We start from the raw sequence: 10,965 nt of genomic DNA on the forward strand, positions 1-10,965 counted from the left end.
ACGCCTTGCGGTCAAGTCCGGGCGTAGTGCGGCACGTACTCCTGGCAGGTGAGGGACTGGATGGTGGCCATCAGGGTGTCGGTGAGTCGGCGGATGTCCGCCGGCGCCTCGATGTGCACCGGGATGGCTGGTCCGAAGGTGATGCTGATCGGGTGGCGCCGGGGAAAGCGTGACCCGGGCGGGCGCACCTGGTCTGTGCCGCGGATGCCGACCGGGATAATGGGGACGCCGGCCTGGTGGGCGAGGCGAACCGCGCCGGTGCGGCCTCGATAGAGGCGGCCGTCGGGAGAACGGGTGCCCTCGGGGAAGACGGCTACCAGGCCGCCGGAGCGGAGTACGGGCAGGGCGGCGTCGAATGCCGCGAGGGCCGCCCGGCCATTGCCGCGCTCGACCGGGATGGCGCCCATGCCGGTGATGACCCGCCGGGTGAGGAGGCCGCAGGGCCCGGGAGAGCGGAAGTATTCGGCCTTGGCCCAGAAGGCGATGTGCCGGGGCGTCAGGATTCCGAGGAACAACTGGTCGGCGACCGACAGGTGGTTGGGGGCCAGGATCGCACCCCCGGTATCGGGGAGGTGACCGAGGCCGGTGACGGTGGGACGCCAGGAATGATTCAGGTATCGGCCGATGGTGTGCTGGGCCAGGCCGTACAGGGGTGGGGTGCGGGTCATGCAGCGGGTCCGAGGTGGGCGGTGAGGGCGGCGTCGAGCAGCGCAGCCGGATCGGTGGCGCCGGTCGCGAGGGTGAGGCTGCCCCAGTTCCAGAGTTGGGCGATGCCGTGCAGGTTGGCCCACAGTGCTCCGGCGACGACCTGGGCTGGCGGCTCGGGCTCGGGCCGGGCCTGCGCGACCAGGTCGGTGAGGAGTCGGAAGAGCGGGAGACTGGTATCGCGCAGTCCCAGGCGGCCGCTCTCCAGCAGGTCGTGGCGGAACATCAGTTCGTACCGGCCGCGGCGGGCGACGGCGAAGTCCAGGTAGACCCGGGCGAGCGTGGCGAGCCGGACGTGTGAGTCGCTGGGTGCCTCGGCCAAGGCCGCGGTCACCCGGGCGGCGAGGTCGGTGAACCCGTCGTGGGCGATAGCCGACAGCAACTCCAGGTGGGTGGGAAAGTAGCGGCGCGGCGCACCGTGCGAGACGCCGGCGCGTCGGGCGATTTCTCGCAGCGACACCGCGGACGGGCCCTCGGTGTCGAGTAGTTCGCCGCCGACACGGATAAGGCGATCGCGCAGGCCCTCGTCAGCTTCCATAGACACTGTCTACCAGCTACCAGTAGACAACGTCTACTCATCCTGCCTGCCGTGTCGGCCGCCGGACCCAACCTCCTCCTCCGACCACCTCCGTGCCGTGCCGACGGGTCACGGCTGTCTTGGAGTGAGGGCGTCGGCGCCGTCGGCGGTGCCATAGCTGCCCACCCGGTCGGCGGCGATCCGCTCGGCCAGTGCCCCGCATCGGCGCGACCCAGCCGTTCGCCTGGTCGAGGCCCACCATGACCACCGCCTGGATCGAACGGTCGACGCCGAGAGCAGTGTCGCGGCTTCCCGGATCGCCAGCTTCGCCCGTTCCGCCCCCGTACGCAGCTCGGCTCGTTGGGCGACCAGACCAGGCAGTCGATCAGGAGCCGACGCGGGGTCGATCCAGGGACGGACGGCCGTAAATGTCTCGGCGTCGGGTTCGACGACCTCGCAACGCCACCGGTCGACGAGGTCGCCATCGAGTCCCCGTGCCGCGAAGTCGTCGAACCTGCCGAACAGGTCCAAGACAGCCAGCCACCATGCCGTTCATGATGCAGCCTTAACTGGCCGCCGTCTTCTTGCTCAGCTACGACGCCGTCAGCCGCATGCCTCGGTCCCGCTTGCGCCGTCATCGTCATGGTTCTCGTTCTCGGGCGGCGCTACTCCAGCGACGTTATGCGCCGGGATACTCCGCGTAGAGGTCGCCGGCGAACAGCCGCCAACAGAAGTCGTTCATCCGGGCGGCGGCGGGGGCGTGTCTGGCGATGATCTCCGCTATGGGCGGTGGTACGTCCGGTGACCGCAGGGCAGTAGAGGTGACGGAAGCTTGCAGGTGCGATGGAACTCCCGAAGTGTGAATCAACGAAACTTCGGCGATCGAGCGGCGCCGATGGAGCATCGAGATGCGATCATGAATGCAATACGCACAGCCACCGGAATGGATGTGGTGGGCTAGATGGGCGATTCTTTAACCCACGTGGGCGGCCTTCCCCTGCCAGGCGCTTTGCTTCGCGCCATCGCCGAGGAGCGGTGGAGGCCGCCAGGGGAGACGGGGATCATCAAGGACGTATTCGGTGATGAACCGGATTGGCCGCAATTCTATGATGTTGCGACAATCGCCAGGCAAAATCGCTCCTTCCAATCGAAGTCACAGGCTGACCTCGAAGAGGAGGTTATCGGGAGCCGTGACGCGCTTGGCATTGATCCTGCACTTGCGGTCCTTGTGGGCTCCCTTGGGGCCGACATGCCAATAGCGCTCGACTATCGCTTGAGTTTCGCCAGCCCGCGGGTCATATATCTGGCGCCGGATGGCTGGCGTGAGGTGCCCCCTAACTTCGAGGCGTTGTGTCAACGGCTTGGCCTATAGCGACAACGTTTGTGGTGCTTGATGGGGCAGCTGGCTCGCGCGCGGATCCGATAGCGCTGCGTGACCGTTGGACGTCGAGGTGCCGCCCGTGTCCTCGGCGTCTGTGCGGGTTGCCGTCACGGTTGCCGTCGCACGTCTCATCGCTGATCATAAAGCCGCTACGGGTCTGAGCTGACGAGCTGCTGACGTCCGAGAGCGGAGTGAGTCGGCGGTGCGAAGAGGGTGGTGCCGATCTCTGTAAGCGTTACCCGTGGGATGAGCCGTTCGAGCTTGGGGTGGGCGTTCCTGCGGGCTTGGGTCCGCGGGCGCTCAGTCGCTCGGTTAGGAGGTCGAATGACGTGGCCTGCTCGTAAGCGTCGCCGTGGCGTAGCCGTTCAGCGAGGAGGTCTTCCAGCCGTTGGGCGGTGGCGTTCTGTTCCGCGATGAGGTCCCGTACGACGGCGGCGAGACTTTCGTTGGTCATCTTGGCCGCGCCGCTGGCGACGGGGTTGTCGACGAGTTTTTCGAGGATCGTCAGCCATTGCCGACTCATGCGATCTACGTGCTGTGCGCGCTTGACATCCACGTCGTATTCGCAGTCGAGTTTGATCAGCTGTTCCCAGTACGGCTTGATTGCTTGCTTTACGCCCTCATCAAGTTCGACCCATACGTATGGCTGGCAGGTCACTCGCGCCCCGTAGCGCTCGTACCGCCAGGGCCCGCTATCGGTGATGGCGCGCTGTAGTTCCACCTCGAGTTCTCTGGCCCAGTGTGCGACGACGTTGCGGGCTCGGGCGGCAGCGAGACGTGCCAGGGCTCGGATGGCGTATGGCATGAAGTATTGGGCGGATCCGCTGAGGATTTCCCTCGGTATCCCTTCAGATGACCAGATGAATGTGGCGTGGACGCGGAACGTGAAGACGTAGCCGCGTGCCGGCACGATGATCGGTGTCTGTGCGTCCCGGCGTTCGGTCAGTCGGCCTGGCGGCGGCGGTGGCGGGGGCGGGGGTGGCATGGGGATGGGTTCGGGCCCGCGCAGCGCTGCGACGAGACGGCGCCATAGCCTCAGCAGCCATGATCCGAACCGGCGCCAGGCACCGGGAGAGCCGGTCTTGTTGATGGTGTCTGTCATGTCGTCACTTCCTCATCGCGGCGTCGAGCCATCCCGGTAGCCCGTCCTCGAACTGCGCCATCCGGCCGAGGTGGAACGTCATGCGGCAACGTAGGGTCGGTAGGGCGGTGAGGTCGGTGATCAACGCGACGGTCGCCTTACGCAGGGTGTCGTCGGTGTCAGCCGCGGTCATCCAGTGTTCGAAGGTGGTCCATGCCCTCCGCGACAGGTCGGCTGTCAGCAGCGCCACCTGCCAGAGGCGTACGAGGTCGTGGCTGTCGACCTCATGTGCTGCGGCTCTGACCATGAGATCAGGACTGCCGCTCGGGGAGGTGTCGGCCGGTATGGTGGCCAGCTTGAGTAGCGCGCCGCCGGCGTGCAGTTGTAGCTGTCGGTCGTCCGACCACCTTGCTAGCTCGAATATGATTTGATCCGCTCTGTGTGGGGCGTAGAGCTGGTATACGCCCTCGGCGACCGTGTAGGTGTGCTGCTGCATCGGGTCCTGGGCGATGCGGCGAAGGTCGGCGAGGCTCCAACTGAGGTCGGGCTGTTGTAGTCCACTGGCGTACACGCGAGCGGCTGTGTCTCTTTGAAAGTTCCGATGTCCACCGGCCCAGTCCCGGACCTGCCGACGGACGAGATGGCCCACCTGGCCGCCCATGTCGGCCGCGACCATCGCCCAAGCCGCTGCTTGCCGGAGCCGATGTTTGGGTGAAGCCGCCCAGGCGTCGATGAGGTCGGCGCAGACCCGCGTGAAATCGTGGTGCGCGAGCAGGCCGGCTGCCTCGGCGGCCGCTCGCCGCATCGGCTCGTCATCCTTCGAGACCAGGGTGTCCAGCCACTTGAGCAGGGCTGGCCGGGTGCTGTCGAACTCGTGCCATGCTTCATCGATGATGGCGCCTCGTAGGGCGCCGTCGTGCAGCCAGGCTGAGCGCGACGATTCGCCCCGTGACCGCGTGGCTTCTCGTCCCTCCTGCCAGTCGACGTCGAGCGGTCCGAGTAACTCCGACACGGGGTACTGCAATGCCATACGGCCCCAGTCCACCCGCTTGGCCTGTCCGTCGATCTCCTCAAGCAGGAGGCCGGCCGCCTCGAAGGCGTAATGCAGTGGTTGCCAGGCGAAGACGGCGTACGCGATCCGGAAGGCCCGTTCGTGTTGGTCGGCCCGCCGGGGCCGCCGGCTAGCGCCGCCGACGTCGGAACGCAGAATTTCCGCGGCGCGGGCCCTGCGCCGCGGTTGGGATCTACGGAGGATCTCGGCCAAGGTACTTTCGTCGGCCGGGTGGCTCTGCCCGACTGCCTCGGCGATCGGCACCACCTCTCGAGGTCCGTAGGAGCCGCGCAGGGCATCGACAAGATCGCTGTGGTGGAGATACCCGCGAGTGAACGTGATGCTTTCCTCGTCGGTCAGCCTTAGCTTGTCTCGTAGATGACGGCCGAGGTGAGCGCGGAAGACGGTCAACGGTGCGGGGCGCTGGTGCTGCACCTCGGCGCTGGGCCGAACACCTGTACGCGAGTCGTCATGCCTGATCAGCAGCAGGCTCGCGGACCGTCGTCGGAAGAGATCTGCCAGCAGGCGCATCACTTGGCCGTGCCTGTTACCCGGCAGCCGGAGCACGTACCCGTGATCTTCCTTGATGCTGTCGCCCGCCCGGTGCAGCACTTCCGGCGCGACATCCCCCGGTAGCAGGATCTCGTGTACGCGATTCCGACCATGGCGCCGAGCCAGCGCCACGCATGCGGTGCTGAACCGCCCGGTGTGCGGCCGACCCGCCAGACAAGCCGTGGACCGCTGGCCGAGCTTCTCCCCGAGTTCCTCATCTGCGGCCGTCTCCGCGTAAACCGCGAGCAGGTCCGACACTCCCACCAGATCTCTGATGACGGGGTTCGCCGACGGTTGACCCGTGTTGTTCACGACGTGAATCGTGTTGTTGTTGCCGAGAGCGTTCACGCCGCGGGCGTTGATCCGCGAGTAGGCGGCTGAGAACTGGGTGCCATACAGCTCCTCACCCACCCGCGGGTCTATCCGCAAGGAATCCGGAACGATCTCCTCCTGCGGATCGGCTTCCGGCTCCGACGTAGCCTTCTCCTCTCGACGAACCGGCTCATCTGTTCGCATGGGCAGGGCCCCCTCGTCCTGCCCAACCTCGCCGGACGAAGTACTCGACGGCGACGCATCACCGCCAGGAGCCGCGTCACTCATCGAGGCGACCCCCACGAATCGAGGTTCTCCGGGCGACCTGACACGGAGATCGAATTACCGTTGCCGAACGCGCCAATTCCCCGCGATCGGATGTCCTGGAATACCTGCCCACCCTCAGCCGGCTGGGAACGGGGCCCGCGACCCTGACGATCGACGCCCCCACCACCGCCGTCTCCGTCGTTCGGCTGGCCCGAGGCGGAACCCAGAAGATCCGGACGAACATCGATTGCGAGAACACTCTCGCCTGGAACGTAGATCCAGGCTGTGGCCTCGAAGTTCTTCTCAGGCAGCCGGGCCGCCACCTGCTGGAAGTGCTCAGGCCGAAGATCCTGGTACTGCCGGACGATGTCGTGGTAGAGCCGATCCGACACAATTAACGCGACCGCAGCGCCCGGGAACTGCCGTAACGCGGCCTTGAGCTGGGGCGAGTCCACCAACCGGCAGACTGTCACGACAGCGTCGCCCGGGTAGCCGTTCGCCCCGTCGAGATGAACCGGCCCCTCGTGGACACCGACTCGCAAGCGGATGCGCGCCTCACTGCTGAGGCCACGGTTGTGTTCACGCAACAACCGATCCAGGACCGGTGTCAGCCGCGTCACGACCGCCCGCTCGCTGGTCTCCGGCGGGAGGATGGCCAGCTCACCATCGCCCCCCTGCTGGATCAACCAGTTGGCGCGATCGAAGCCCAGCTCCGCGCACGCCGCCGCCATGACCTCCCGGAAAGCCAGCTGCGCTCGATGCTGTAGGACGTTGTCTCGACCGCTGTAGGACTCCATGTCCACGGCGACCAGAACACGCCGGTCCGGATCCGTGACGTAAGCCATGCTCTCCATCCCTCACTGGGCGACGAGTCGTTCGAGACTTATCTATACAGACCGACTGTGCTGGGAATCCCATACAAATACGGAATCGGTCCCCACAGTCGAGTGGATGACAAGCAGTACTTCGATCCCCTGCCACCCGCTGACCTGGCATTGACTTCATGCATGGGAAGAAGCCGGACAGCGAACAGTCGCATCGGCGATGATGCGTGGCTCGATCTCCAGGTCGGCCTGGCCACGGCGGCCTCACTGCAAGCCTCCATCCGACACGCCGACGCGAAGGCGCTGGCGCTGCTGACGGCCGAAGGAGGCACGGCACTGACGGTTGTAGACCAAGTCCTGCCAACGACGCTGGACACCAACCTGACCGTCGCTACCCTCACGGTGCTCCTCGCGGCCACCATGGTGCTATCCATGGCGGCGACCGCCTATCAACTCGCGCTGTCGCTTCGGCCCCGTCTGACCGGCGCCGGCCGCGCCAACCGATTCGGATTTCCGGATCTCGTAGCCGATGGCAGGCGGCCATCGATCGCCACGGCCAGACAGCACAGGGACGAGGCATGGGACTTCGTGGTGACACTCGCCCGTATCGCGATGGCGAAGCATCTACGGATCCGCCGGTGTACGCCCTGGTTTCTAGCATCGCTGGGCTCCGCCGCCGTCTTGGTGATCTTCAAAGCCTTGGTCACCACAACCGCCTGACTGCCATCGCATGGTGTAGCGATCTTGAAGCAGAACGTGAAGGATGATCTCCGGAGCGTGGGGAGGTGCACATGAAGGAAGCGCCCTGGCCGCCCGGAACGCTGCTTGGCCGCCTCCGAGCATCGGCGCGGGAACGGCTCTTGTCGGTGGGAGTCCGACGCTCGGTGAAAGAGGCCCAGGTGCTTCTCCGTGAAGGAGCGCTGGAAACCCACGTGATCCTGCTCGATGACGCGCTCGTCAAGGTCACGGTCTCGCTGTCCGACGGCCGGCACGCCTTACTGGCGATCCGTGTGTCCGGCGACATCGTTGGAGAGATCTCCGCCCTGAACGGCACGCCGAGGACCGCAACCGTCACCGCATGCCGTCCGTCAATCATCCGGATCATCCACCGGAACGCGTTCAGAGCCGTCCTTCACGACAACCCTGAAGCCGCCTTGGAGGTGGCCGGGATCGTCGCCGACCGCCTTCGGTGGGCCAACCGGCGTCGGATCGACTTCACCTCCTACCCCGTACGAGTTCGCCTGGCCCGGGTTCTGTGGGAACTCGCAGTCGCCTACGGACGACGGAGTCCCCGTGGTTTGGTCATCGATATACGACTAACCCAGGACGAGCTGGCTACCCTCTGCGGCGCCGCAGAGATCAGCCTGCAGAAAGCGCTCGGAGGGCTGCGAGCGGACGGCATCGTCGCCACGGGCTATCGGGAAATCGTCGTACGAGACGGCAAGGCGCTGCGTTCGATCGCCGATCTTGACTAGCCTCGATGATTCGCGTGTAGCGGCGGTGCTGCCGGCCCAGCCGGTCTGATCGAGTGGTGTCGATTGTTTGGTGGGCTGGGTGTGGTGGTGGGCCGTCTGTCGCGGTGGTGGGCGTGGTCTCCTGGGTTCTCCGGCCGGTGGGTCGGGGGTTGGCCCGGGGTCAGCCGGGTGCGGGGATCGCCGTGATCCGGGTGAACGCGGCGGTGATCTGTTCTGCCCAAGGCCAGGTGGCCGGGTTGCGCACCCGGCGGCGGCGCTGTCCGTGGACGATGCGGGCGGCGGTGTGCAGCAGCCGGTAGCGCAGCCGTTTCGGCTCGGCGGTGGCGAGGTCACCGTCCAGGGCGTGCAGTTGCAGCCAGCAGATGAGGTCCGCGGCGATCGCGGCGGCAACACGCCAGGCCTGGTTGATGGCGAACTCGCGGGACGGTAGCCGGCGCAGGCCGGTGTCTTTGGCGCAGCGGATCCGGTCCTCGACGCGGGCGTGGGCGCGGTGTCGGGCTTCGAGCCACTGCAGGGCGCCGGCCTGGGTGTTCGTGACGATCGCGGTGTAGCGCCAGCCGTCACGTTCCTCGAACAGCGACAACTGCGCGCCGGGGTGCGGGCGTTCACGGCGGACGATGACCCGCGCACCTTGTGGCCAGCTGGTCAGGGTGAGCAGCCCGGTCAACTCCGCGACCTGGGCGCCCTCGCGGATGCCGCCGTCGGCGGCCAGCGCCGGTGTCCAGGCGGTCGCGGGTAGTGCGGTGATGGCGGCGCGTTCCGGCTCACCGATCGACCAGCCGATCGAGTACTCCACTCGCCGGCGCGTGGTGTTCAGGTTGGTGAGCCAGTCGAGGACCTTGTGGGTAGCCGCGGCGCTGTCACCTCGCACGAGCAGATGCCGCCGATGGGGCACCGGGATCTGTGCGATCGCGTCGGCGAGGACTTCGACGTGGTCGGTGGCGGTGTTCGCGCCGGCGTTTCCCGGCCGCAGCTTCACCGCGAGCATCTCGCCGGTGTTGTCGCAGGTCACGAGAATGGGGTGGAAGCCGTACGTGTGTTTGTAGGTCGCCGCGGCGCCGTCCTTGTCCGAGTGGGCGAGCACGATCGTGGAGTCCACGTCCAGCACGACCACGCCCGCGCCGATGTCGCGGCCCGCCGCCCGGGCTGCCGGCGCCCCGCCGAACAGCTGCCACATCCGAGCCCGGACCCTCGCCCTGGCCACCGCAATCCGCCGCAGCTGAGCGGTGCCGATCTCGTCGAGTGCCCGCCACACCGTGGTATCGGACGCGACCGACCCGAACACCTCGTGCTGGTGGCGCAGCACGTCGATGTCGCAGATCGCCTCGCCACCGTCGGCGATCATCACCGCGAGATCCACCAGCACCCGGCCGCGATCGTGGACCGGCCACCGCCCCCGGCGGGCCAGCCCGCCCGACAACGCCCCGGTCAGCCCGGACCGGTCGGCCAGCATCCGCAGCAGCGCCGCACCGACGTGCGACACCACACCCGTTCCGTCCGCGGTGACCCGCAGATCCTTCGACCACGCCGTAAACTTCACCGCGGAAGTGCCTCCCAGGTAGAGAACCTTGTAGATGTCGCAATCACAAGTTTCCCCTGCCAGAGAGGCACTTCCGTCTATCTACACGCCGGAAGACCCCACGAATTGATGATCACCATGAATCACCCGGGCTAGACCGATGCACGATGACCGTGGACGTTCTCGACCCGCCGCGCGATAGTGACCGCTGCGGCTGTGCCCGCTAGCTTCAGCGGTCCAGTTCCATCACAGTGAGTTCGCCGCCGCATCGCAGGCACGGCACGTTGATCGCCGAGTCGCCGTCGCCGAGCAGGCAGGGAACGCAGAGCACCTCGTCGCAGGCCGTGCACTGCATGCCGAATCTGGGCGAGATCACGTTGACGTCGAAGGTCCCCGGCTCCGTCCGGTGCACGAGCCGGTGGCACTCGCGGCAGTAGTCGATACCCCGCCGCCGCATGGTGGTTGCCGCCTGCGGGTGGCCGAGGCGCGCGGCGTGCACGATGTGCTCGTCGGCTTCCGCGAAGCGGCCGAGCTTGCCGAGGGCCATGCCGAGCGCGTTGTGCGCCTCGGAGTACTCCGGTCGCAGGTCGAGGCACGCGCGCAGCGGCTCGAGTGCCTCCTCCCACCGACCGGCGTTGGTTAGCGAGACCCCGAGGAACAGCTGGCAGCTCGACGAGCCCGGATCGGCGCCGGCTGCCTCGGCGAACCCATCGGCTGCCTCCGACCAGCGCTTCTGGTCGAACAGCGCCAGGGCGCGCTGGTACGTCGCCCGCGACTGCTCGACGTCGGAGCGGTTGTCTCTGCTCTTGCGCGAGAACAAACCCACCAGGGCCTCCTTCGACGACCCGACTCATCGTAGGTGTGGTACCTGCGACGCCGGTTGATCTCCGGAAGTCCCAGAGCTGAGCCAGCTCCTCTTCGGATAACCGGTCCGAACTGGTACGAACCTCTCGCCCGGGCATCGACCGTCACCATTCGGCCATCCACCCGAAGTGATCGCCGGCTTGGTCGGCGGGGATGGAGACCGCCGGTAGGTCGAGGCCGCGACTGATCGCGTCGGCGATGACCCGGGTGGGCACGGCCTCCTCGGCGGTGGCGTACAGCGCCGCGCCGGTCGGTGTCTCGTCCACCGCGAGGCGGACCTCGTCCACCGCGAGGCGGACCTCGTCCAAGGCGAGACGGACGCGGTTCGCGGCATCGAGCCGATGCCTTGCGGCCCACCGGTTGCTGCCGTGATGTTGCCTCCAGGAACTCCTGCGCCGCCACCAGAGCAGCGTGCCT

At 67.0% G+C, this 10,965-nt stretch carries 10 protein-coding genes; 2 read left to right on the forward strand and 8 right to left on the reverse strand.

The genetic code is table 11. The features are described from left to right. Window positions 1-11 precede the first annotated feature (11 nt). From ACSMXO_RS01035 to ACSMXO_RS01055, 5 genes are all read right to left on the reverse strand, one after another. On the reverse strand, window positions 12-668 hold the full coding sequence (locus tag ACSMXO_RS01035; RefSeq protein ID WP_455416388.1) for a lysophospholipid acyltransferase family protein: 657 nt from the start codon (window positions 666-668) through the stop codon (window positions 12-14). After that, window positions 665-1,243, reverse strand: a complete 579-nt coding sequence (locus tag ACSMXO_RS01040) for a TetR/AcrR family transcriptional regulator (RefSeq protein ID WP_346262542.1) — start codon at window positions 1,241-1,243, stop codon at window positions 665-667. Before ACSMXO_RS01040 ends, ACSMXO_RS01035 begins: the two co-directional genes overlap by 4 nt. 1,595 nt (window positions 1,244-2,838) lie before the next feature. After that, window positions 2,839-3,705, reverse strand: coding sequence for a hypothetical protein (locus tag ACSMXO_RS01045; protein WP_455416389.1), 867 nt, complete (start codon window positions 3,703-3,705; stop codon window positions 2,839-2,841). Between the two features lie 4 nt (window positions 3,706-3,709). Then, window positions 3,710-5,887 (reverse strand): hypothetical protein, encoded by a 2,178-nt coding sequence (locus ACSMXO_RS01050; protein WP_455416390.1) that lies wholly within the window; start codon window positions 5,885-5,887, stop codon window positions 3,710-3,712. Beyond that, window positions 5,884-6,711, reverse strand: a complete 828-nt coding sequence (locus tag ACSMXO_RS01055; protein ID WP_455416391.1) for a hypothetical protein — start codon at window positions 6,709-6,711, stop codon at window positions 5,884-5,886. Before ACSMXO_RS01055 ends, ACSMXO_RS01050 begins: the two co-directional genes overlap by 4 nt. Window positions 6,712-6,813: 102 nt before the next feature. Here ACSMXO_RS01055 and ACSMXO_RS01060 point away from each other — a divergent pair, with 102 nt between their 5' ends. Then, the gene (locus tag ACSMXO_RS01060; RefSeq protein WP_455416392.1) at window positions 6,814-7,410 is read left to right on the forward strand and encodes a hypothetical protein; all 597 of its coding nucleotides are present in this window, start codon (window positions 6,814-6,816) and stop codon (window positions 7,408-7,410) included. 71 nt (window positions 7,411-7,481) lie between these two features. Then, the gene (locus ACSMXO_RS01065; protein ID WP_455416393.1) at window positions 7,482-8,165 is read left to right on the forward strand and encodes a Crp/Fnr family transcriptional regulator; all 684 of its coding nucleotides are present in this window, start codon (window positions 7,482-7,484) and stop codon (window positions 8,163-8,165) included. 160 nt (window positions 8,166-8,325) lie between these two features. Here the strand turns inward: ACSMXO_RS01065 and ACSMXO_RS01070 are convergent, their stop codons facing one another. From ACSMXO_RS01070 to ACSMXO_RS01080, 3 genes are all read right to left on the reverse strand, one after another. Continuing rightward, complete coding sequence (locus ACSMXO_RS01070; protein WP_455416394.1) at window positions 8,326-9,705, reverse strand: IS1380 family transposase; 1,380 nt, start codon at window positions 9,703-9,705, stop codon at window positions 8,326-8,328. A 208-nt stretch (window positions 9,706-9,913) separates the two neighbouring features. Then, a complete protein-coding gene (locus ACSMXO_RS01075) occupies window positions 9,914-10,510 on the reverse strand; it encodes a tetratricopeptide repeat protein (protein WP_455416395.1) in 597 nt (198 codons plus the stop codon). Between the two features lie 142 nt (window positions 10,511-10,652). After that, on the reverse strand, window positions 10,653-10,856 hold the full coding sequence (locus tag ACSMXO_RS01080) for a hypothetical protein (protein WP_455416396.1): 204 nt from the start codon (window positions 10,854-10,856) through the stop codon (window positions 10,653-10,655). Window positions 10,857-10,965: the final 109 nt, after the last annotated feature.

It is taken from the genome of Plantactinospora sp. DSM 117369 (genome assembly GCF_053764795.1).